The 22,744-nt window shown below is 39.9% G+C and carries 22 protein-coding genes, 1 rRNA gene and 1 riboswitch; all 23 genes read left to right on the top strand.

Annotated features, from left to right (window positions below; translation table 11 throughout):
- Positions 1-134 precede the first annotated feature (134 nt).
- Complete coding sequence (locus C4S54_RS05970; RefSeq protein ID WP_103868713.1) at positions 135-1,481, top strand: MATE family efflux transporter; 1,347 nt, start codon at positions 135-137, stop codon at positions 1,479-1,481.
- 3 nt (positions 1,482-1,484) lie between these two features.
- Positions 1,485-1,940 carry a MarR family winged helix-turn-helix transcriptional regulator gene (locus tag C4S54_RS05965; RefSeq protein WP_103868712.1) on the top strand — a complete coding sequence of 152 codons (456 nt, stop codon included), beginning with the start codon at positions 1,485-1,487 and terminating at the stop codon, positions 1,938-1,940.
- Between the two features lie 91 nt (positions 1,941-2,031).
- Complete coding sequence (locus C4S54_RS05960; protein WP_103868711.1) at positions 2,032-2,778, top strand: EFR1 family ferrodoxin; 747 nt, start codon at positions 2,032-2,034, stop codon at positions 2,776-2,778.
- A 22-nt stretch (positions 2,779-2,800) separates the two neighbouring features.
- On the top strand, positions 2,801-3,424 hold the full coding sequence (locus C4S54_RS05955) for a GNAT family N-acetyltransferase (protein WP_103868710.1): 624 nt from the start codon (positions 2,801-2,803) through the stop codon (positions 3,422-3,424).
- Positions 3,425-3,440: 16 nt separating this feature from the next.
- Positions 3,441-3,659, top strand: coding sequence for a hypothetical protein (locus C4S54_RS05950; RefSeq protein WP_103868709.1), 219 nt, complete (start codon positions 3,441-3,443; stop codon positions 3,657-3,659).
- Positions 3,638-3,928, top strand: coding sequence for a GNAT family N-acetyltransferase (locus C4S54_RS05945; RefSeq protein ID WP_103868708.1), 291 nt, complete (start codon positions 3,638-3,640; stop codon positions 3,926-3,928). The genes C4S54_RS05950 and C4S54_RS05945 overlap by 22 nt, the downstream gene beginning before the upstream one ends.
- A gap of 23 nt (positions 3,929-3,951) precedes the next feature.
- Positions 3,952-4,854, top strand: coding sequence for a GNAT family N-acetyltransferase (locus tag C4S54_RS05940; RefSeq protein ID WP_103868707.1), 903 nt, complete (start codon positions 3,952-3,954; stop codon positions 4,852-4,854).
- Positions 4,855-4,925: 71 nt separating this feature from the next.
- Positions 4,926-6,254, top strand: coding sequence for a sensor histidine kinase (locus tag C4S54_RS05935; RefSeq protein ID WP_103868706.1), 1,329 nt, complete (start codon positions 4,926-4,928; stop codon positions 6,252-6,254).
- Between the two features lie 110 nt (positions 6,255-6,364).
- Positions 6,365-7,153: a CPBP family intramembrane glutamic endopeptidase gene (locus C4S54_RS05930; protein ID WP_103868705.1), complete on the top strand. Its 789-nt coding sequence runs from the start codon at positions 6,365-6,367 to the stop codon at positions 7,151-7,153.
- A 44-nt stretch (positions 7,154-7,197) separates the two neighbouring features.
- Positions 7,198-7,299: riboswitch (purine riboswitch) on the top strand.
- A gap of 151 nt (positions 7,300-7,450) precedes the next feature.
- On the top strand, positions 7,451-8,701 hold the full coding sequence (locus C4S54_RS05925) for a BMP family ABC transporter substrate-binding protein (RefSeq protein ID WP_103868704.1): 1,251 nt from the start codon (positions 7,451-7,453) through the stop codon (positions 8,699-8,701).
- Positions 8,702-8,799: 98 nt separating this feature from the next.
- Positions 8,800-10,335: an ABC transporter ATP-binding protein gene (locus tag C4S54_RS05920; RefSeq protein WP_022775718.1), complete on the top strand. Its 1,536-nt coding sequence runs from the start codon at positions 8,800-8,802 to the stop codon at positions 10,333-10,335.
- Positions 10,335-11,435, top strand: a complete 1,101-nt coding sequence (locus C4S54_RS05915; protein ID WP_103868703.1) for an ABC transporter permease — start codon at positions 10,335-10,337, stop codon at positions 11,433-11,435. Before C4S54_RS05920 ends, C4S54_RS05915 begins: the two co-directional genes overlap by 1 nt.
- Positions 11,435-12,427, top strand: a complete 993-nt coding sequence (locus C4S54_RS05910; RefSeq protein WP_103868702.1) for an ABC transporter permease — start codon at positions 11,435-11,437, stop codon at positions 12,425-12,427. Before C4S54_RS05915 ends, C4S54_RS05910 begins: the two co-directional genes overlap by 1 nt.
- A 40-nt stretch (positions 12,428-12,467) precedes the next feature.
- Positions 12,468-13,046: a xanthine phosphoribosyltransferase gene (locus C4S54_RS05905; protein ID WP_022775723.1), complete on the top strand. Its 579-nt coding sequence runs from the start codon at positions 12,468-12,470 to the stop codon at positions 13,044-13,046.
- Between the two features lie 229 nt (positions 13,047-13,275).
- The gene (locus tag C4S54_RS05900; RefSeq protein ID WP_103868701.1) at positions 13,276-14,553 is read left to right on the top strand and encodes an MFS transporter; all 1,278 of its coding nucleotides are present in this window, start codon (positions 13,276-13,278) and stop codon (positions 14,551-14,553) included.
- Between the two features lie 166 nt (positions 14,554-14,719).
- Complete coding sequence (locus C4S54_RS05895; RefSeq protein WP_103868700.1) at positions 14,720-16,132, top strand: MATE family efflux transporter; 1,413 nt, start codon at positions 14,720-14,722, stop codon at positions 16,130-16,132.
- A gap of 22 nt (positions 16,133-16,154) precedes the next feature.
- A complete protein-coding gene (locus C4S54_RS05890) occupies positions 16,155-16,805 on the top strand; it encodes a DUF6796 family protein (RefSeq protein ID WP_103868699.1) in 651 nt (216 codons plus the stop codon).
- Positions 16,806-16,872: 67 nt separating this feature from the next.
- A complete protein-coding gene (locus C4S54_RS05885; RefSeq protein ID WP_103868698.1) occupies positions 16,873-18,498 on the top strand; it encodes a histidine kinase N-terminal 7TM domain-containing protein in 1,626 nt (541 codons plus the stop codon).
- A 17-nt stretch (positions 18,499-18,515) separates the two neighbouring features.
- On the top strand, positions 18,516-19,829 hold the full coding sequence (locus tag C4S54_RS05880) for an ABC transporter substrate-binding protein (protein WP_103868697.1): 1,314 nt from the start codon (positions 18,516-18,518) through the stop codon (positions 19,827-19,829).
- 29 nt (positions 19,830-19,858) lie between these two features.
- Complete coding sequence (locus C4S54_RS16100; RefSeq protein ID WP_200821045.1) at positions 19,859-21,028, top strand: flavodoxin family protein; 1,170 nt, start codon at positions 19,859-19,861, stop codon at positions 21,026-21,028.
- Positions 21,029-21,130: 102 nt separating this feature from the next.
- Positions 21,131-21,796 carry a C39 family peptidase gene (locus tag C4S54_RS05870; protein WP_103868906.1) on the top strand — a complete coding sequence of 222 codons (666 nt, stop codon included), beginning with the start codon at positions 21,131-21,133 and terminating at the stop codon, positions 21,794-21,796.
- A gap of 81 nt (positions 21,797-21,877) precedes the next feature.
- The gene (locus C4S54_RS15955; RefSeq protein ID WP_022775734.1) at positions 21,878-22,045 is read left to right on the top strand and encodes a hypothetical protein; all 168 of its coding nucleotides are present in this window, start codon (positions 21,878-21,880) and stop codon (positions 22,043-22,045) included.
- Between the two features lie 456 nt (positions 22,046-22,501).
- A 16S ribosomal RNA gene (locus C4S54_RS05865) occupies positions 22,502-22,744 on the top strand; the annotation flags it as partial.

Raw genomic sequence — 22,744 nt, 5'->3', positions numbered from 1 at the left:
GTTTGCGTCAAAGTAAATGGATCAATAGAGCAAAATCCGTGTAAAAAGACTCCATATAAGTGTAAGGAGTCTTTTTTATTTTGCAAAGTGTATAGTTACTAAACAGTATAGCAGCTATACAAAAGGAGGAAAAAATGAATAGCAAAATAGATTTTATCAATGGTGAAACAAATAAGTCACTTATCAAGATGTTTGCTCCACTTATGGTTGGGATGATCATGCTAATGATCTATAACATGGTGGATGGTCTGTGGGTCGGAAACCTGCTTGGAGAACAGGGTATGTCGGCGCTCACCGCTGGAACAGCGATTGTTTTGTTTTTAAATTCCATTTCAATGGGTGTTGGTAACGGTATTTCCGTTATGATAGCTAATCTTGTCGGAGCAGATGACAGGAAACATATTCCGGGGGCAGTAGGGACCGTTATAGCAATGTCCACCTTTTTTTCAGTTGTACTTCTCATCTTAGGCGAAGTACTTGTTGATCCGCTACTGGCTCTTATGGGAACACCGGAAATTATTTTCTCTGATGCTGCAACATATTTAAAAATTTACTTGTTGGGAAATGCAGCGTTATTTATTTACATGGTGTTTACATCAATCTTTAGGGCATTTGGGGATCCAATGTTTCAGATGAAAGGTATGATGCTCACAGCAGTGTTTAATGCAGTTGCTGATCCTTTTGCAATAAAAGCTTATGGATTAGCCGGCGCAGCAATTGTTACAGTGGCTTCTGAAGTTCTATGCCTGGTTTACGCCATTATTTATCACAAAAAGAAAAAGATGTTTTCTATGGATTTTAAAAAGATCAATATGAATGATGCCATAACCATGGTCCGTTTATCTGTGCCAACTACAGTACAGTCAATCATGCCTCCACTTAGTTCTGCTTTTATGATTTCTTTCATCTCCTCATTTGGAATGAACACTATAGCAGGCTTTGGAGTCGCCAGAAATCTTGAACTTATAATGTTTATGCCTACTACAGGAATGTGTATGGCAGTGACATCCATAGTGGGACAATGTGTTGGAGCAAAAAGGCATGACAGGGCAATGGATTATTTGAAATCAAGCATGATCATAGGAGGCTCTCTTATTGCAATTACAAGCGTGCTAGTGATCCTTTTTTCAGGTCAGCTCACAGCAGTTTTTGGACAGGGGGCAGAAGTCGCACAGGTAGTATCAAGGTTCTTTTCAATAATCAGTATTGGCTATGTTCTGTACATGCTCACAAGTTGTATGCAGGGATATATTACGGGAGTTGGTAAGCCGGGAATGGCGATGGTTCTTTTGATTCTTTATTACATTGTGTTCAGAATTCCAACTGCCTATATTTTTAAACAGCTCTTTGGCTTAAACGGAGTATGGTTTGCATTTTTGATAAGCCATATTTTATCTGTGATAGTGGCTTTTGCAATGGTATCCTATATACAAAAGACATATTTAGCAGAGTATCGTATTTGTCACAAATTAGGAGCGTAAGATATGAAACACTACAAGGAACTTGCCTGGTTAATGGAGCGAATCATCCATAAATACATTCAGTATGAAAAAAAGCCTCAGGTTTACTGCAAGGATATAATCCTTACTCAGCCTGAGATCCATACAATAGCTATAGTTGGTGATAGTGAGGGAATCAACATCACACAGCTTGCCAAGGTGCGCGGAATTACTAAGGGCGCTGTATCACAGATGGTCAACAAGCTCGTGGACAGGGATCTTATGGAGAAGAGAGTGTCTCCCGATTCAGATGCTGCGATTTGCCTGTATCTTACTAAAAAAGGTAAAGCGGCAAGGGATGATCACCGCAAGATGCATGAAAACATGGGAACTATGTATGAAGCTATACTTGACCAAATACCTGAAAGTACTTTGGATAGCATGAGGCAGTTCCTTGAAGCCTTTGACAAGGCGCTTGATGATCTGGATAAATCCGTGTAAAAAGCAAAATAATTAGTGTAATCCATGTTTTATTTTCTCCAAAGGGTATAGTTACTATACAGTTTATGTTTACACATTTGGAGGATATTGAATGAAAACCTTGTATTTCAGCTCAACTGGAAATTGCTTGTATGTGGCCAAGTGCTTGGGAGGAGAGTGTTTATCTATTCCCAAGCTGATCAAACAGGGAACCTATGAGATAAAAGATGATGTTGTAGGTATAGTATTTCCGGTTTACGGGCTTTGCATACCACCATATATTGAGGATTTTTTGCAGAAACTGAAGGTAGAGTGCAACTATCTCTTCGCCATAGCAACTTACGGATGTTTTGCTGGATCTGTTTGCAACGAGGTAAACAAGATTACTCTGGCAAATGGAAGAAAGTTCGACTATATTAATTCAGTTTTAATGGGCGAGAACTGCATTACTTTTGCTGACATGAAAAAACAGGAAGGCGATAGCAAAAAGCAGCAGGACGCAATTGACCAGATAGTGGGCGATATAGTTGAAAAGAAAAAGTACGTTAAAAGGAATTCGCTTTTAAGCAAACTTATTACAAGTAGTCACAAGAAAAAGTATGAGTTTCCTATAGGAATTGGTATTACAGAAGAAGTTACCGTGAACGATGCATGTACGGGATGTGGCACATGTACAAGACTTTGTCCAATGGGAAATATACATATTGAAAATGGTCGTCCTCTCTTTTCAAAGAGCTGTATAAGCTGCGGAGCTTGTATTCAGAACTGCCCTAAGAATGCTATCCACCATAATAGAGAGAAGAGTTCCGCCAGATATAGGAACCCACATATAGAAATTGGTGAGCTTTTAATTTCTTAACGATGAAATAGAGGAGAAAACAATGAGTAATTACACAATTAGATTAGAAGAAAAGAAAGATTATAGAGAAGTTGAAAATTTAGTAAGAGAGTCATTTTGGAACGTTTATCGTCCTGGATGCAGTGAACACTATGTAATTCATGTGCTCAGAGATGATCCAGCATTTATCCCCGAGCTTGACTTTGTTATGGAGCAGGATGGGAAACTGATCGGACAGAACATGTTCATGAAAACTGTCATTGAGGCTGATGATGGAAGGATTATTGATGTGCTTACCATGGGCCCCATTGGAATTACACCTGAACTTAAGAGAAAAGGCTATGGAAAGGCAATTCTTGATTATTCTCTGGAAAAAGCTGCAGAGATGGGATTTGGAGCAGTTCTTTTTGAGGGGAATATCGGATTCTACAGCCATTGCGGATTTGACTATGCAAGCAAGTTTGGGATTAGATACCATGATCTTCCAGAGGGCGCAGATGCGTCATTTTTCCTGTGCAGAGAGCTGATTCCGGGATATCTTGATGGCATCACAGGGGTATATCAGACACCGAAGGGTTACTATGTTGACGACTCAGATGTTGAGGAGTTTGACAAGACATTCCCTCCGAAGGAGAAATTAAAGCTTCCCGGACAGATTTTTGATTGATGACAGGAGAATTAAGATGGAAACAGATAGAATAAGGGTTTATCCTGCCAGCAGAGAGCAGATGGAGAGCAGCATCCTGGCAGAAAAGGATGATGAACTTAGGAAGGCATATGGTGAAATGCTTGATGGGTGCCTTGCGCATCCAGACCAGTGGGACTGGTATGCTATGTGGATGATAGAAAAGACAGATACTGTGCGTTTGAGGAAAACTGTGTGGTTGGCGAGATTATGCTGATCCCCCAGCTAAATAAAGGGCGACTCATCATAGATAGCTTTCACGTGTCCACGGATTACCGCCGTCGTGGAATTGGCAGATTCCTGCTTGAAGCTGCCAGACAGGAAGCACTAAAGAGAGGAGCGCATGCTTTGTATGCATCCTGTTGTTCTTCTGAGGAAACGATAAATTTCTATTCCGCTATGGGTTTCCGTCTCAGTTCTGACCCAATTTCATCCTATGCGGAAGATGAGCCATATGATCTTCAGATGGAATGTATTATTAAGTAAGAGCTTAAAAGGAGACAGCATAAATGAGAACTGATATAAAATTCAAGAACTACACAGATGACGAGTATGATGCATTATGTGGTTTTCTCATTGCTTTAAATGAGAACGATGATAGCCACATTAACTGGAACTGGGCGAGACTTGAATGGATGATTGAACATCCTGAATTTGATAAGAGCTTAAAGAACTCCATTGGCCTTTGGACAGTGGATGACAAAATTGTTGGTGCTGCAATTTACGATATGTATTTTGGAGAGGGCTTTTGCGGAGTGCTTCCGGAGTATAAAGATTTATTTTCTTCGGTTGTTGAATATGCTTATAAAGAACTAAAGGATGACTCAGGGTTTGGACTGGCTATCTGTGACGAGAATACAGATGAAATAAAGATGGCAAAGAGCCTTGGATTTACACTCTCTGATCAGGATGAGACCATCATGGAAAGGAGTCTTTTTGATGCGCTTGAAGCGAAACTTCCGGACGGGCTTAAATTCTTTTGCCCGGATCCGATGGAAAATGCTTATGAACTTCAATGGCTTTTCTGGCAGGGATTTGATCATGGTGATGATAAAGCTGTATTCGAGCGTGAAGAAGAAATCGTTCCAAGAGTCAGGAAGCATTTTAATAAGGACTTAGGTGTTGCTGCTGTGAATGAAAATGGAGAAATGGTGGCATGCTGTCTGCTATGGTATATGGCAGGTACTGACTATGTTTATGTTGAGCCTGTATGTACTATTCCCTCATATAGAGGAAAAGGCGTTGCTAAGGCTGTTATCTTTGAAGCGCTGGGCAGGGCAAAAAAGCTTGGAGCGAAAAGAGCTTACGTCATTTCCGATATGGAATTCTATGAGAGGCTCGGCTTTAGAAAGAAGTATCATTATTCATTTTGGTTTAAGAAGGATGGCGAAAAAGATTATGATAAAAATTGAGACTGAAAGACCGGAAAAATTAACGATGCTATAATAATTTAGAAATACATAGTATCAAGGGGGGATTAGTTATGGCTGACCTTTTGTCCAATCCATATACATTGCTGCTATTAGGGGATATAGTAGCTCTTTTTGTGTACTATGCCATGCATATGAGTTTTTACGTGATGCGAGAATTCTTTAAGAAGCATAGGATTCTCGTATTTATGATATATGCATTAACTGTGCTGTCTTTCTTTTACGCCAATACGCTGGGAGTGATTTATATAAATCTGATAGCATCATTCCTGGCATTCCTCATTCCATTATTCATTTGCTATAAAGTTAATCATATTCGAGGCATAATATATTTCATTTTCTATATTGCTGCCCAGAGCGCAATTGAAGTAATCATCACGATTTATGTTCAAGGCGTTCAGAGTATGGATATGGTTAAGATAAACTATGACTTTATGACTCCTCAGAGCTATGGAATTATCTTGTCTTTGCAGATTATTGTGGTCAGAGTCATCTGTCTTTTCGGAAATAAGGATAAGGACAAGAGGCTTGATAAGGAAATTCTTCCATATGTTGTGCTGCCAATCGCTACTATCATTATTTTGGTTCTTGATGGCAACAGATATCTTAGAGGAGAGGAATATAACCTTTCCCAATATACTGAACTTATGGTGGTTCTTGTAGCTATTAACATACTTGTCTTTGGATTTCTTGAAAAAAACACAAGACTCATGAAAATGGAGATGGAAGCAAGGCAAAATGAGTTAAAGCTTCAATCAGATGCGGTTATTATGGAGATTGCAACCAAAGCCATGAGGGAACGACTTGCTATTTCTGAGAGCATCATGCAGCAGGACAGAGCCATGCGTCATGACAGAAGACATTTTGAGGCTCTTCTTCAAACTCTTTTACAGGATGGCAAGACGCAGGAAGCCCTGGATTGTCTTAATGAGAGGCTCAAACAGGAACCCCACTCTGTAAAAAGATATTGCGAGAATACTACACTTAATGCGGCAATCACGCATTACCTGTCTATGGCCGAAAAAGAGAATATAAAGGTAAATATATCTGCTAATATCCCTGCAAATCTGAATGTGGATGAGATGCAGCTTGCCATAGTGATCAGTAACCTTATAGAGAATGCTATCCATGCTTGCGAAAAAGTTCCTGAGAGTGAGAGACGGATTGACATCACTGCAAGGTATAAAAGTCAGCTTCTGTTTGAGATCATGAACTCATGCGCTGAGAAAGTAAAGCTGGATGAGGAAGGATATCCGTTTAATACTGAGGAAGAGCATGGAATAGGAACTAGAAGTGTTCTTAACTTTATAAATCAGACAGATAGCGAGATTAGATATATAGCAGAAGAGAAGACTTTTAAGGTCAGGATGCTGATAAATTAAAGAATAAGTGTAAAACAGACCTAAATCAGTGAAACTGGGGTGGTCTGTTTTATTTTGCTGTAAATTATTGTTGGATTTCGTATTTGATATGTGGTAGATAGAGAGGAAAAATGGAAAAGAAAATTAAAAAGTACGTAGTTTTAAGCTATCTTGTGTTTTGGTGTATGGTTCTCGGAATATGTGGAACAGCAAGTATGGTATTTCACTGTCCGCCCGTAGTAATGCGCATATTGTCCAATGTATGTGCCTGGTCACCGACCATAGTGCTCCTTAAGGGATTTAGGTATTTTTGTCCCGGAGTGACCATTACAGGGTTCTATAAAAAGGCTTTTGGCGTGAGAATGTCATTGCTGTCGTTATTTGCATCTGCGGTTATTACCATAGCAGCAACTGTGATCACTGTTTTTGTGCTGTCCCTGATCCAGGGCAGAGCCTTTGGAACATATTGGAGTCTTGGAGTATATCCATTTTGGGCATCTTTTTTATTCTCGATCACAACGGGACCGACAGGAGAAGAATCAGGCTGGAGAGGGTATCTTCGCCCATACCTTAATGCAAAATACAGTTTTTTCCGAGCGTCAGTGATACAGGGTGTTATATGGGCATTCTGGCATACCATACTGTGGTTTGTTGATTCAGATTATATGGGGATTCAGATGATACCCTATGTTCTGTCCAACGTCATCGTAATGACGGGGCTCTGCTTTATCATGAACTATTTCATGGAAAAGGATGACAACCTTATCTATGGCATAGTGATACACTTTTGCTTTAATTTCCTATATTGTTTCTTGCAGGTTGATATATGGTTTTATGTTATTCTGTCGGCAGTTTATATTGTGATAATTGCGCTGATATATTGGAAAAACAAAAAACGAGAGCGATCAGAAAAATTATAAAAAGAAAAGATAAAAAAAGCTTGTAATCTTGATGTTACTTTGCTAATATAAGCGGGTATTTTATCGATATAGGTCAAATGATATGGATTTGATGTTTCTACCCGGTTACCGTAAATTACCGGACTATCGAGTGTTTGATGTATATACAACAGTTTTATACTATTAATTGTTAATGATATCAAATCAGATAGGCGTAGAAACTCGGATTCTACGCCTTTTTATTTTGCTTCAAAGAAAAGCATAGAAAATCCATCCCTATAAATGACCTGTGATCGGTTAAAAAAATGGGAGGAAGACATGAAAAAATTCAAAAAAGTGTTGTCAGCAGTTCTTGCTGCAACAATGGTAATGGCATTATCTGCCTGCGGAAGCGCAACTGAAGCAGAAACAGCATCAACATCAGAGGTTACTGGCACAGAGGCTGCACAGACAGCTTCATCAGATGTAAAGGTTGGATTTATATTTTTACACGATGAGAATTCAACATACGATCTGAACTTCATCAATGGTGCCACACAGGCTTGCGAAGCAGCCGGTGTTGAGTACATGCTCAAGACAAATATTCCTGAAGGACAGGAATGCTATGAGGCGGCTTGCGAACTTGCAGATGCAGGTTGTGATATCGTATTCGCAGATTCATTTGGTCATGAAGACTACATGATTGAGGCAGCTAAAGAATACCCTGAAGTTCAGTTCTGTCATGCAACAGGTACAAAGGCACATACAGAGGGCCTTTCCAATTACCACAACGCTTTTGCTACAATTTATGAGGGACGTTATCTTGCAGGTATTGCTGCAGGAATGAAGCTCAATGAGATGATCGCAAATGGAGAAATTACTGAAGACCAGGCTAAGATTGGTTATGTTGGTGCATATACATATGCAGAAGTTATCTCAGGTTACACATCATTCTTCCTTGGTGCCCGCTCTGTATGCCCTTCAACTACAATGGAAGTAACTTTTACAGGTTCCTGGTATGATGAGACAGCTGAAAAAGAAGGCGCTAACAAGCTTATCGAAGATGGCTGTGTTCTTCTTTCCCAGCATGCTGATTCAATGGGTGCTCCTACAGCATGTGAAAAGGCTGGGGTACCTGACGTGTCCTACAACGGAAGCACAGCATCCGCTTGCCCTAACACATTTATTGTTTCTTCAAGAATTGATTGGACACCATATTTCGCATATATCATCGACGCTGTAGCAAATGGAACAGAGATTGCTACTGACTGGGTTGGAACACTTGAGACAGGTTCTGTTGTACTTACAGACCTTGGAACTGCTGCAGCAGAGGGAACAGCTGAGGCTATAGCAGAGGCTGAAAAAGCTATGAATGCAGGAACACTTCATGTATTTGATACAACAACATTTACTGTTAACGGTGAGACACTTACATCCTACATGGCTGATGTAGATACAGATGCTGAGTATACTGCTGATACTGAAGTTATCACAGATGGTTATTTTGCAGAATCAGGTTCTGAATTCCGTGCAGCTCCTTACTTTGACTTACAGATTGATGGAATTTCACTTCTTGATACAGCATATTGATCATAACATAATGTGATCTTAGGAAATCTTTGTGAGCACAAATTAGTTGTGCTGTAACAAAGATTTCCTATTTTTAATCTATTTTGTATTTTTGAAAGGTGATAATCGTGGAAAACAAAGAAGTAGCCATATCGCTTCGTGGCATTACAAAGACTTTTGGTGATGTAACGGCAAATAGCAATGTCAATCTCGATGTTTATAAGGGTGAAATATTATCTCTTCTTGGTGAGAATGGAAGTGGAAAAACAACTCTTATGAATATGCTTGCAGGAATCTATTACCCTGATGCCGGTCAGATAATCATAAACGGCAAGGAGGCTGTTATCCGTTCTCCTAAGGATGCGTTTGATCTGGGAATAGGCATGGTTCATCAGCATTTTAAGCTTATTGATGTGTTTAATGCGACAGAGAATATAATTCTTGGTCTTGAAGGAAGGCTTAATATAAAAGAGGCTGAAAAAAGAATCAGGGAAATCTGCGACAAATACGGATTTGAGATCAATACAAATAAGAAAATTTATGATATGTCCGTCTCTGAAAAGCAAACAGTTGAGATTGTTAAGGTGCTTTATAGGGGCGCTGATATTTTAATACTTGATGAACCAACAGCCGTACTGACTCCTCAGGAAACCGAGAAGCTTTTTAATGTCATGCGCAATATGAAAAAAGATGGAAAATCCATAGTTATTATTACTCACAAGTTAAACGAGGTGCAGAGCATATCCGATAGAGTTGCGGTTCTGCGCCATGGAGAATTCATCGATGATATGAAGACAAGCAAGACCAATGCTCAGGAAATGACAGATATGATGGTGGGACATTCAGTCTCTCTTAATATCGACAGACCCGAGCCTGTGGATCCCAAGCCGCGCATCGTGGTGGAAAATCTCACTGTTGTTGATGAAGAGGGAATTGTTAAGCTTGATGATGTGTCTTTTACCGCCAATACGGGAGAAATACTGGGAATTGCCGGAATATCCGGCTGTGGACAGAAGGAACTGCTTAGGGCAATTGCGGGTCTCGAAAATATTAAAGATGGAAAGATCACATATGTTCACCAGGATGGAAGAACGGAGGACCTTCTTGGTAAATCTCCGAGAGAAATCTCTGATCTTGGCGTAAAGCTGTCATTTGTCCCTGAAGACAGACTTGGAATGGGACTTGTAGGCAATATGAATCTTGCTGACAATATGATGCTCAGATCCTATAGAAGTGGCAAGTCGAGATTTTTCACAGAGAAAAAAGAGCCTAGAAAGCTTGCGGAGAGAGTTGTAAATAAATTGCAGGTGGCAACTCCAAGTATCGACACTCCTGTACGCCTGCTTTCCGGCGGAAATGTACAAAAGATTCTTGTTGGAAGAGAGATATCCTCAAGACCTAAGGTTTTGCTGACTGCATATGCGGTAAGAGGTCTTGATATCAGTTCTTCCTACCAGATATACGATCTTATCAACAAGCAGAAAGAACGAGGAGCTGCTGTGCTTTTTGTAGGTGAAGATCTGGATGTTCTTGTTGAGCTCTGCGACAGAATTCTTGTTCTTTGCGGTGGCAAAGTTACGGGAATTGTAGATGGCAGGAATACCGATAAATTCACCTTGGGATCAATGATGACACAGAAAGGAGAGGCTTCATAATGGAACAGAAGATAAAAGAGCCTCGTTTTCATATAGTAAAAAGGGCAGACATCCGCAACAGGGAAGCATGGACTATCAGAATAATCGCAATTTTGGCTGCTTTGGCATTATGTGCACTAATTACTATGGTCTGCACAGGTGACAATCCAATATCAATATTTGCAACAATTTTTAAAGGTGCATTTGGCACTCAGAGAAAAACCTGGATAACGCTGCAGTATGTTGCCATTCTTCTTATTATTTCTCTGGCATTAACACCTGCATTTAAAATGCAGTTTTGGAATGTCGGTGGTGAAGGACAGGTATTGATAGGTGGTCTTGCAGCGGCAGCATGTATGATAACACTATCAGACAAGCTTCCGAATGGTGTCATAATTATTCTTATGATAGTTACTTCTTTATTGGCGGGGGCTGTCTGGGGAGTAATTCCGGCATTGTTTAAAGCCTTGTGGAACACTAATGAAACGCTTTCAACACTGATGATGAACTATATTGCTACGCAGCTTGTGGCGTATTTTACTATAGTCTGGGAGGTTCCTAAGGGATCAGGCAAAATTGGTATTATCAACCAAAATACAAATATAGGCTGGCTTCCGAGCATTGGTAATAAATATCTTTTAAGTATTATTGCTGCTACTGTTGTCACTATTGGAATGTTTATTTATTTGAAATATACCAAGCACGGATATGAGATAGAAGTAGTTGGTGAAAGTCAGAACACTGCCAGATATGTAGGAATCAGTGTTGAGAAGGTCATAATAAGAACCATGTTGTTGTCCGGCGCAATTTGCGGATTGGCGGGTCTTCTTTTAGTGGGAGGCATCAATCACACAATAACAACAACAATTTCTGATGGACAGGGCTTTACAGGTGTTATGGTTTCATGGCTTGCAAAGTTTAACCCGGTTGCTATGATCTTTACCAGCCTTCTTATTATTTTCATGGACAGAGGTGCCAGTGAAATATCCACTGCATTTGAACTTAATCAGAGTTTTGCAGATATTCTGACCGGAATAATTCTGTTCTTCATAATTGGATGTGAGTTTTTTATCAGATATAAAATCGTTGTACGTAAAGATTTGGGAAAGGAGAACGCATAATGTTTAGTCTGGTTGCATTTATACCAAGAGCTGTACAGCAGGGCGTTCCTCTGTTGCTTGGAAGTACAGGTGAGACGATCACAGAAAAATCAGGAAATCTGAATTTGGGAATACCCGGTGTCATGTACGTCGGTGCAATAAGCGGTGTAATAGGATCTTTTTTCTATGAACAGTCTGTTGCGTCAGGAGAGTTAAATGGTTTCCTTGCAATTTTTATTCCTCTTATCTGTGCACTGACAGGTTCTCTTTTGATGGGATTGTTATATTGCTTTCTGACTGTCAGCTTAAGGGCAAATCAGAATGTTACAGGTCTTGCCATGACTACGTTCGGTATAGGTTTTGGTAATTTCTTCGGTGGCTCTTTGATAAAGCTTGCAGGTGCTGATGTTCCATCAATTTCACTGTCAGCTACTTCTGCCTATTTTAGCAGGACCCTGCCTTTTGCATCAAAAACGGGATGGTTTGGCAAAGTGTTCCTCTCATACGGATTTTTGGCATATGTTGCAATTATTATTGCTTTGATCTGTTCGTATGTGCTTAAGAAGACAAGAGTCGGACTTCACCTTCGCGCTGTTGGAGAAGATCCTGCAGCTGCAGATGCTGCAGGAATAAATGTAAAAAAATACAAATACATTTCAACATGTCTTGGATGTATGATAGCAGGACTTGGCGGCTTATACTATGTAATGGATTATGCATGTGGTGTTTGGTCCAATGATGCTTTCGGCGACAGAGGCTGGCTTGCTATTGCACTTGTTATCTTTACGATATGGAAACCTGATGTAGGTATTTTTTCATCAATACTTTTCGGAGGGCTCTACATTTTATACTTGTATCTTCCCTCGGGAACACACACAGAATACAAGGAGCTGTATAAGATGATTCCTTATATCGTAACTCTTGTGGTGCTTGTTTTTACCAGTATGAGAAACAAAAAAGAAGATCAGCCTCCAAAGAGCCTTGGAACCAATTACTTCCGCGAAGAAAGATAAATAACATTTGATATGAATTAAAAACAAAGAAGGTAGAGAGATGAATTTTCTTGAAGAGAGAATTATGAAAGACGGTGTTGTTAAAGAGGGCAACATACTAAAAGTGGACAGTTTCTTAAATCATCAATTGGACGTTGAGCTTTTCGACAAGATGGGTGCAGAATGGGCTAAAAGATTCGAAGGAGTCGAGATAAATAAGATCCTGACCATTGAAGCATCAGGTATAGGTATTGCCTGCGTGGCAGCAAGACATTTTAATGTTCCTGTGGTATTTGCAAAAAAAACGCAGAGTGTCAATCTGGATGGGGAAATGTACACTGCTGAAGTGGAGTCTTTTACCCACAAAAATAAGAACCAAGTGATCGTATCCAAAAAGTTCCTTGATGAGAATGACAAGGTTCTTATCATTGATGATTTCCTGGCAAACGGCTGTGCTTTGCAAGGTCTGATATCCATAATAAATAATGCCAACGCTACTGTGGCAGGCATCGGTATTGCTATAGAGAAGGGCTTCCAGCCTGGTGGACAGATAATCAGAAACTTAGGCTATAAACTTGAATCTCTTGCAATTGTCGATGGAATGGATCATGTAACAGGTAAGATCATCTTCAGAGATTGATATTTTCATATAATAATATACAATAATATAGTAAGAATCTGTGTAAAAAGACACCAGATAAGTGCAAGGTGTCTTTTTTATATTGCAAAGCGTATAGTTACTATAAAACATATAAAAATAAGGAAAAATGTTTTTGAATGATAGAAGCAAAGAAGAGAGGAAGGGCATGATCAATTGCATTGCATATGCTCCATGCAGATAAAATTATTTGTATGGAGGATAAATAACAATGAAAAACAGAATAAAGGAATTAAGAGATTTTTACATAATCTGGCTCACACAGAGTTTGTCACAGCTAGGTAGTGCAATAACGGGATTCGCGCTGACGCTGTGGATGTATGAAAAGACAGGATCTGCGCTGAGTACAGCAGCGCTAAGAATCTGCACATATGCACCATATGTAATTATGAGCATTTTTGCCGGAGCAATAACAGACAAATTTGATAAAAAGAAAACCATGCTCATATGTGACTTTTTAGCGGCGCTTACGACTGTTGCGGTATTTGTATTATACAAAACTGATACTCTGTCAATGTGGCATTTATACGCCATCAATGCCTTTTCAGGTCTCATGAACACTGTTCAGCAGCCTGCGTCAGAAGTGACATATTCGCTTATTGTTCCAAAAGAGCATTATCAGAAGACCAGTGGCTTTCAGCAATTGTCACGTTCGCTCATTTCAATTGGTAACCCGCTCATAGCTGCAGCGGTTTATGGATTAGCTGGCCTTGAAACGGTTATTGCTATAGATCTTCTGACTTTTGCCATTGCATTTGTGGCATTATTGTTCTATATAAAATTGCCTGAGATTCAAGATGGAGCAGGCAAGGATGAAAATGTTATCAAACTTGCAAAGGAAGGGCTAAGGTTCCTAAAAGATACTCCACTGATACTTACCGTAATACTGTTCATGGCGGGGGTTAACCTGACAGCTTCAGCTTTTGATGCTGTGCTTCCGGCCCTTGTTATACCTCAAAAAGGTAACAATGTGTATGGAATTGTAACAGCATGCTCGGGGCTGGCTATGGTAGCAGGAAGCTTTCTTCCAATGATCCTGCCAAAACCCAAGGATAGAGTAAAGGTTATATATCTCACGATGCTTTTTGCGCTAGGGATAGAGAATTTTTTACTGGCCTTTGCCAGAAACCCGGTATTATGGTGTGTTGCCCAGATAATAGGATGGGTGTTCGTACCACTTATGGCAGCCAACCAGAATGTTATAATGCGCAATGTCATTCCAATAGAGCTTCAGGGAAGAGTATATGCTTGCAGGAATACTCTGCAGTTCTTTACCATTCCCATTGGTCTTTTCCTTGGAGGACTCTTTGTAGACAAGATCTGCGAGCCCTTTATGGTACTTAAAAGTGATGATCCCTTCTGGACTTTTCTTTTCGGAAGTGGAAAGGGGGCAGGCGCAGCGATGATGATGTTTATTCTTGGCGTGACAGGAACGACCATCTGTATAATATCTGGCCAGATTATGAAGAGATATAAATATTCTGAATGATACTTTTGATTTAAATATCAGTGTAAAACAGCTTCAAATGAGTGTAAATTTGAGGCTGTTTTTTGTTTTGTGATAAATATATGATTGTACTGAAATCGGTATGCTTATAAAGGAAGATGACAGAAGGAGAGTTTTCAGTAGAAGATAGCTACTGACTTTTAAATGTATGAGAGAAGAGAATACGATTTTCGGAAGTGGAAAGTTTTATAAAAACGTTCTGGCGATAGCAGTCCCTATAATGCTTCAGCAGCTTATACAGAGCATGGTGTCGCTGATAGATAATTTTATGGTATCAGGACTGGGCGATATATCAATGTCAGGGGTAAATGTTGCCGGTCAGGTGCTTTTTGTGTTTATGGTATTAATTAACACAATCTGTATGACCGGAGGGATATTTCTTACGCAGTTTTTTGGTGCAAAAGACAGTGGCGGAATGCAGCAGGCGTTTATGTTTAAACTGCTTGCAGGATTTGTAGCACTCGTTCCATACCTTATGGTATGTTTATTATATCCGAGAGAAATCCTATCATTTATGGTTAGGGGAAACACACAGGCAGCTCTTATTCTTGATGAGGCAGTTCCATATATACGAATCATGTCTGTTGTGGGAATCCCCATGATCATTTCTGTGAGTATCGCCAGTTCACTTAGAGATATGGGAAGAGTTAAAACGCCACTGGTCGTAACAGTAATAGCAACTCTTACAAACACCGTATTCAATTATCTTCTTATTTACGGGAATTTTGGAATGCCGGCACTTGGTGTCCGAGGAGCTGCTTATGCTACTGTTATAGCAAGAACAGTAGAGTTTGCAATATTTGCATTTATCTATTTCAAGACCAAGCCTGATTTTGCAGTTCACTTTAGCAGAGAATTCATAATAGATGGAAAGTTGTTCAGGGAAATATTAAAGAAAGGTGCTCTGATGCTTTTCTGTGAGATGACCTGGGTTCTTTCCGAAACCTTAACGACAGCTATTTATAACGGAAGGGGCGGAGCAGATGTTGTTTCAGGAATGGCATCGAGTTTTGCCATAGCTAATCTGTTCTTTGTGGCATTTGGTGGAATCTATTCTGCAACTACCGTAATAATCGGGAAAACTCTTGGAGAAGGCAATCTTGAAAAAGCCCGCAGAGAAAAAACGTGGCTCCTGTCAGGATCTATCGTTTTTGGTGTTGCCATGACCTTTGTTGGATTTGCGACAACACTTATCATTCCGATAGTGTTTGGAAAGCTAAGCCCAAGTGCCATTACAATTTCAAGGAGTATGGTAATACTTATGGCATTTTTTATGCCTGTATGGGTGCTTGTAAATGCACAGCAGGCAATCGCAAGATCCGGCGGCGACACGAAGATGGGCGCATATGCAGATGCTGGAATAACAATAGTGGTCATGCTTCCTATGCTTTTTCTGCTTGCAAGATACACTGATATTGGACCTGTACAGATGTACCTTTGCGTAAAACTTCTGGACATTGGCAGGACCCTTATATTCCATTTTTGGCTGAAAAAAGAGCGCTGGCTAAATAATCTTGCATGTGAGCATCAGTCAGAGCCACGTGTCCAGGAAGCTTTGTGAAGTTTTCGGGAGGAAAACAAAGATGAATACTCTATTAGCAGTAATTGGAATTATTGGTGGCTTACTATGTGCTACAGCAGATCTTTTGTTGGATTTAAAAGGGCCGCAGAATAAGAAACTTGGAAAGATGGGCGTAATTGACAGCGAATGGAAAAATATGGCCCATTGGAGATTTGTGTGGTCTGACATCCTTGCGATGTTTGCAGTGCCTATGTACTCCTGCGGATTTATTGCTTTGATGATGACTCTCTACGAGGAGCATTCAATGATCGCCACAGTTCTTTCGGTCATATTCCTGATCGGAGCAATGGGAGGATTTATGATTCATACCTTTCTTTGCCAACAGCCGACAATATACAGAAAGATCATAGCAGAAACCGACTTGAAGCTTGCTGAAGATGTGATTCAGTCAGTTTTTAGACAAATTTATGTACCTTTTTTTACACTGTATTCAATGCTGGTCATTATTCCTGCGATAGCGGTCATAGTACTTATTATTATGGACTTTATCCATGCTCCAATATGGTGTGTGTTACTAAATCCTGTAGTATTTCAGCTTGTTGGTTTTTTGTTCAGAGCGACTAAACTGGATATCTTTATTGATGCACCAAGCTGCTGCGCAGCAAGCCTTGGACTTGCAGCATATGGGGCGCTGGCTTTGATATGCCTGTAAAGATATACACTATTAGGAAAAGAAATTGCTATAATTAAGTAGCAATTTGTGAATAAAGGACATAACAATGACTATGAGGGAATTTCTTTTAGGCGCGATTATACTGAGCATATTTGCTATGCTTTTTGAGGGCTTTGTTGTTTTTAGAAACCTCAAAAATAAGCTCCATGCATATCTTTTTCTCAACTGCATCACAATGCTGGTCAACAATACCGGATATCTTCTGGAACTTCTTTCAAAAACTGAAGAAGGATATATTGCTGCCCTGAAGTTCTCATATGCAGGTAGAGCGTTTATTTTATTTTCCATTATTATGGTTTCTGCTGAGCTGTGTCACATTTCGATTCCGAAGCTCCTTGTAAGAGCATTACTTCTAATTGATGTGTTTGTTTATGCCATCATTTTTACATTTCAGAACCATGATCTATACTATTCCAAAATCTGGTACGACAAGACCGGTATGTTTCCGGTTCTTTTGCAGAGAGCCGGTATTGTACATAAGGCGTTTATGCAGTATCAGGCTGTTGTCATTGTGATCGTTTTAGCAATGCTGTTCAGATCCATAAAATATCACAAGGGTAAAATTGCCAAAAGGCGTGCCTTTATCATTATCGGTGGATTTCTCATTGCGTCAATTCTCTATTTGTTCCAGATTGCACATGTTTTCTTTATTACATATTACTTTGACTTAACTGTTTTTGGAAATGTTGCGATCACTATTTCCATGTTCATTGCCATATTCAGATATAACCTTCTTGGGGTTATTGATATGGCCAGAGATTATATTGTGGACAGGTTATCAGAGGGAGTTATTGCTCTTGATGTTGACGACAAGCTTCAGTACTACAATGAGCATGCAAAAGAGCTTTATCCTGATATTACCAAAGACCCAATGAGTGTCGTTAATACCTTAAGAGAAGCAATCATTAAAGGCGATACCATTGAGATTGGCGATAAGTATTACACACCTGAGGAAAAAGAGCTTTCGGCAGATGGAGAAGTTATCGGAAAGCTCTATGCATTGGTTGACTCAACTGTACTTAAACAGAGGGAGTACCAGCTAAAATCAGATGCGGCTATTTTGGAAATGGCTGCAAACAGTATGAAAGAGCGACTCAATGCCACAGAAGAGCTTCTTAGTCAGGACAGGGCTATGCGACATGACAGGAGGCATTTCGAAGCACTTCTTTTATCTCTTATCCAGGATGGTAAGGTGGATGAAGCAAAAAAATGCCTTGAGGAACGAATGTCACAGGAGCCGCGGGGAAGCAGGTCTTTCTGTGAAAATACAACGGTTAATGCTGCCCTTATGCATTATGTGACCATAGCTGAGAGGAATAATATAAGGGTAAAGGTATCGGCCAACATTCCTCATAATGTTGGTGTTGATGAGATGCAACTGGCTATTGCTATAAGCAATTTGCTAGAAAATGCGATCCACGCTTGTGAAAAGGTTCCTGAGAATGAGCGATTCATTGAAGTTACCGGTAAATTTAAGCAGCAGCTTCTTTTGGAAATATCTAATTCCTGTATTGGAGAAGTTATGCTTGATGAAGACGGGCATCCTGTAACTTCAAAAGAAGGACATGGAATCGGAACCAGAAGCGTTCTTGACTTTGTGAAAAAGACCGGCAGTGAGATCAGATATATTACAGGGGACAATAAGTTTAAAGTACAAATGTTAATAGGATAGTATGAGGGGAAGTTTTTATGAAAAAGGGTGTTTTATATTTTTTAATCTTAGCCCTGTGCCTGGGATTGCTTAACGGCTGTGGAGGCAAGATACAGGAAGGGAAAACGACCATAACCTTTCAAACCTGGAATCCCGCTGACTATGGGCCAGATAGCCCAATTTACCAGATCATTGATTCTTTTGAAAAAGAGAATCCGGATATACATGTAGAATATGTCTTTACTAAATCAGTCGCATATCAGGAGCATATGAGGGTAGAGCTGATAGATGGTGATGGTCCTGACGTATATGGAATAAGCTCTGGATCTTCGGCCTTTGATACCTTCAGGATTTTTGAGGAAGACATAACGCCCTTTTGTGAAAGGGCATGGGGAGAAGAGTGGAAGGAAAAATTCCTTGACTCATGCCTGGAGAGCGTGAGTGATGCTAAAGGCAGGATTTATGGACTTCCCTTGGGGCAAACCTATGCCGGATATATGTGGGCAGACGTAGATATGCTAAAGCAGTACGGATGCGAAGTTCCGGCCAATTACCTGGATATGAAGAAAACCTGTCAGACACTTCGCGAGAATGGACAGATGCCTTTGGCAATTGGAGCCAAGGATTCATGGATGAATCTTGATATGTGGATGTCAATTGCTGCAGATTGCGACAAAGATGCCTTATACGATGCTATAGAAGGTAAGGCGAGCTTTGAATCAGAGCCTATAATAGAATCTTTCAGGATATGGCAGGACTGCTTTACAAGCGGAGTATTTCAGGATAAAGCAACAAAGATGCCTATTTATGACACTATAAATGACATGTTTCAGCGCGACGGCAAGATACCAATGATCACAAACGGTTCCTGGGCTATGAACATGTACACAGTAAGCGATGAGAGAACCAGGGCTGTTGTTGACAGAGAGGGCGCAGACCATGATGTATTTCTGATTGATTGGAATGGTGATGGAAAAATAGCCCCTGTAACTGCAAATCCTGATGTAGTCCTTTGCATGAACCCTGAATCAACGCAGAAAGAAGCGGCTTTCCGCTTTATGGACTATCTGGTAAACGAAGGTCAGGATCTTTTAGTCAATCAATATCTTGAGTATATGCCATCAAGGGCTGATATGGAGCTAAACGTTCAGGGACTTAGTGAGGATGGTCAGAAAAATCTTAATGTGATAATAGAAAACGGCAAAAACAATGTAGCGGGACCAAGAGGAATCAAGTATGAGGACTTAAGTCTTGCTGTTTGTAATGAACTAAAAGAACTTGCGATAGGTAAAATTACGCCGGAGGAAGCCGCCAGTCAGATTGAGAAAATATCTAAGGAAACAATACGATAAATCAATATAAAGAAAGGAAAAACAACGCAATGAAGTTAGTTATTCACGATCTCAGTAACAGCGAATGGGACAAAATATCAGATAAATACAGGGATTATGAGATTATCTCCGATAATGGCAGGATAAAGTCTTGCGTTGGATGTTTTGGCTGTTGGACTAAAACTCCCGGAGAATGTGTCATCAAGGATGGCTATGAGCATATGGGAATGCTCATACACAAAGCCGACGAAGTAATTGTTATGAGCAGATATACCTATGGGGGATTTAGCAGCTTTATCAAGAATGTCTTCGACAGGAGCATAGGGTATGTGCTTCCTTTTTTTGAAATTTTTGACGGCGAGATGCATCACAAGAGAAGATATCCCGAGACTAAACCTATGACTTTCATTTTCAGGGGAAGAAATATTTCAGAAGAAGATAAGGAAAAGGCCAGAAAATATGTGAAGGCTGTCTGTACTAATCTCCACGGCGAAATAAAGTCTGTGCAATTTGAAGATGATAGTTCTTGCAAAGCAGGTTCACCTGACAGAAGCAGCGATGAAGCAGCTCTTTTGCCCAAAACTTATCTGATAAACTGTAGTTACCGAGGCGAGAAGTCAAACACCATGAGATTTCTTAGTAAACTTGCTCCTGCATTAGAAGGAGAAATTAAGATGCTTTCTCTTGTCTCATATTCAGAGCAGATTGATGAGCTTGTAAAAGAGCTTTTACCTGCAAAAAAGATAGTTCTTGGAATGCCGCTGTATGTTGATGGCGTTCCATCAGCTGTTCTGAGGCTTATGCAGAAGCTTGAAAGCAGCGACAATGCAGGGGCTAAGAAGATATATGTTATCGCCAACATGGGATTTTACGAGAGCAGTCAGCTTACAAATCTTATGTCAATGGTAAAGAGCTGGTGTGATGAAAGCGGATTTACATACTGTGGAGGTCTTGCCATAGGTGCAGGTGAGATGATGGGGATGATGACGGCATCTCCTAACATGGATAAGGGCCCTGCGCGCAACATTGCTGTTGGACTTTGTGATCTTGCCAATGCCATAAATGAAGCAAAACCTATGGAAGACTTCTATGCTGATGCATTTAAGTTCCCGCGGTTTTTGTATATACTTGCTGCCAACTCAGGCTGGCCCAAAAGCGGTAAGTTAAATGGTCTGAAAAAGAAGGATCTTTATAAGCAACCTGAGCTATCTAATGTTTGAAACGTAAGCTACAGATAAATATGGCTTATAGCATACAATTTAGGTTGTGTGTTGTTTACTTTCTTCATATAATATAGAGAAAAAGTTGGGGATAATATGTATATGAAAAAAGTAGTTCAATGTTTAGCGGCAATACTGATAGTTGTAGTAGTTTTTTTGGCAGGAGCATTTATAAGGCTGGGGATAAGGACAAACAATATTCGTGAAGATTATTCTTCTATATATATAAATACAAAGTACAACAGGCCTGTTTATATTGAAGGCATTGATGTTATAACTCAAAAGATATCGTGCGGATACGCATGTATAGAGATGTTTTCCAAATGGGATGGAGGAGATATAACCGAAGAGACTCTTTTTAATGAATATGGGAAGGTCGTGACTTCGACCGGACCTAAATTTGCAGAAGAGATGAATAAAAGATTTCCAGGGTATACAACTACTATCCACAGATATCTGACTAATACTGAATTGATCGAAGCTGCGTATGAGACTTTGTCCGAGGGGATCCCGGTACCATTTGAGTGGGCAGCTAAATACGGAGATGATTGGACTCTTCACTATTCGCTTCTTATTGGCATGGACATTCAGAATGATAATATAACAGTTGCTAATCCCTATGGATATATAGAAGAAATATCTGTTGAAGAGTTTTTGGAGCGTACCAGCTTTGAAGCTTATGATAATATGCCGTTTTATTTCAAGATGGCATTTGCCATAGACCTATTTGATAAGAATACTATTTTCACTGTTCGGAAAAATAATTGAAATTTTTTTGCCACCTGTTCCGTATCATCGTATTAATAATTGTAAGTATGATGAAAATATATTTAGAGAGGGGAACAGAAAATGACAGCTATGGAAATGGGAATGAAAATTTTAAAAACAAAAATGATGATAAACGAGGGGAAATTGGATGCACTTTCAAGTATAAATCATTCACTTTTCTTCTTTGAAAAGGCACATTGCAATACCTGTGAGCCGGAAAATATAAAAAAATCTGTTTTTAAAGCATAAATTTTTCAGTAGTAAAGCTGGTTGAAAATCTGTAGTGGGAAAACAAAGCCGGAAACCAGTTATTTACTAGCTGGTTTCTGTTTTTGTCCTAGGCTGACTTTAACAATATATATTCCATATATTCTTTAAAGTGAAACGTAAAAATGACAAAGCCAAAAAAAGGCAAAAAAAATTTAAAAAAAGGTGTTGACACTTAAGTACCCGGGTGATATATTTGTATTCGTTGCTGATGCAGCCGCGAAACACAAGGCACTGCAAATGCAGCACTGGAGCGGATTTCAAGCTCATGCACCTTGACAAATAAACAGTAATGCAACCCTGAAAAATTCCAAAAAGCAATGAGCATTGCGAAGCAATTCGCAAGACCAATGCAAAAGAGAATTTATTCAGAACAAAGATTTAGTAAATAACGGACAGAACAAAAGCCAAGCTTAGTTCTAGCCTGATCAAACTTTTAAACGTGAGAGTTCGATCCTGGCTCAGGATGAACGCTGGCGGCGTGCCTAACACATGCAAGTCGAACGGAGAATATACGTTTCAGAAGCTTCGGCAGATGATTGTATATTCTTAGTGGCGGACGGGTGAGTAACGCGTGGGCAACCTGCCTCATACTGGGGGATAACAGCTGGAAACGACTGTTAATACCGCATAAGCGCACAGTGTCGCATGACACAGTGTGAAAAACTCCGGTGGTATGAG

Source organism: Butyrivibrio sp. Su6 (assembly GCF_900108105.1).
In the GTDB taxonomy this organism is placed as follows: Bacteria; Bacillota; Clostridia; order Lachnospirales; family Lachnospiraceae; genus Butyrivibrio.
This window is presented reverse-complemented; position numbering and strand designations above follow the sequence as displayed.

Coding starts and splice junctions, on each gene's coding strand:
- C4S54_RS05870 (WP_103868906.1), top strand. CDS start 21,131: ATGAAAAAAGTAGTTCAATGTTTAGCGGCAATACTGATAGTTGTAGTA.
- C4S54_RS05970 (WP_103868713.1), top strand. CDS start 135: ATGAATAGCAAAATAGATTTTATCAATGGTGAAACAAATAAGTCACTT.
- C4S54_RS05910 (WP_103868702.1), top strand. CDS start 11,435: ATGTTTAGTCTGGTTGCATTTATACCAAGAGCTGTACAGCAGGGCGTT.
- C4S54_RS05890 (WP_103868699.1), top strand. CDS start 16,155: ATGAATACTCTATTAGCAGTAATTGGAATTATTGGTGGCTTACTATGT.
- C4S54_RS16100 (WP_200821045.1), top strand. CDS start 19,859: ATGAAGTTAGTTATTCACGATCTCAGTAACAGCGAATGGGACAAAATA.
- C4S54_RS05915 (WP_103868703.1), top strand. CDS start 10,335: ATGGAACAGAAGATAAAAGAGCCTCGTTTTCATATAGTAAAAAGGGCA.
- C4S54_RS05885 (WP_103868698.1), top strand. CDS start 16,873: ATGACTATGAGGGAATTTCTTTTAGGCGCGATTATACTGAGCATATTT.
- C4S54_RS05940 (WP_103868707.1), top strand. CDS start 3,952: ATGAGAACTGATATAAAATTCAAGAACTACACAGATGACGAGTATGAT.
- C4S54_RS05950 (WP_103868709.1), top strand. CDS start 3,441: ATGGAAACAGATAGAATAAGGGTTTATCCTGCCAGCAGAGAGCAGATG.
- C4S54_RS05900 (WP_103868701.1), top strand. CDS start 13,276: ATGAAAAACAGAATAAAGGAATTAAGAGATTTTTACATAATCTGGCTC.
- C4S54_RS05955 (WP_103868710.1), top strand. CDS start 2,801: ATGAGTAATTACACAATTAGATTAGAAGAAAAGAAAGATTATAGAGAA.
- C4S54_RS05930 (WP_103868705.1), top strand. CDS start 6,365: ATGGAAAAGAAAATTAAAAAGTACGTAGTTTTAAGCTATCTTGTGTTT.
- C4S54_RS05905 (WP_022775723.1), top strand. CDS start 12,468: ATGAATTTTCTTGAAGAGAGAATTATGAAAGACGGTGTTGTTAAAGAG.
- C4S54_RS05960 (WP_103868711.1), top strand. CDS start 2,032: ATGAAAACCTTGTATTTCAGCTCAACTGGAAATTGCTTGTATGTGGCC.
- C4S54_RS05895 (WP_103868700.1), top strand. CDS start 14,720: ATGAGAGAAGAGAATACGATTTTCGGAAGTGGAAAGTTTTATAAAAAC.
- C4S54_RS15955 (WP_022775734.1), top strand. CDS start 21,878: ATGACAGCTATGGAAATGGGAATGAAAATTTTAAAAACAAAAATGATG.
- C4S54_RS05925 (WP_103868704.1), top strand. CDS start 7,451: ATGAAAAAATTCAAAAAAGTGTTGTCAGCAGTTCTTGCTGCAACAATG.
- C4S54_RS05880 (WP_103868697.1), top strand. CDS start 18,516: ATGAAAAAGGGTGTTTTATATTTTTTAATCTTAGCCCTGTGCCTGGGA.
- C4S54_RS05965 (WP_103868712.1), top strand. CDS start 1,485: ATGAAACACTACAAGGAACTTGCCTGGTTAATGGAGCGAATCATCCAT.
- C4S54_RS05935 (WP_103868706.1), top strand. CDS start 4,926: ATGGCTGACCTTTTGTCCAATCCATATACATTGCTGCTATTAGGGGAT.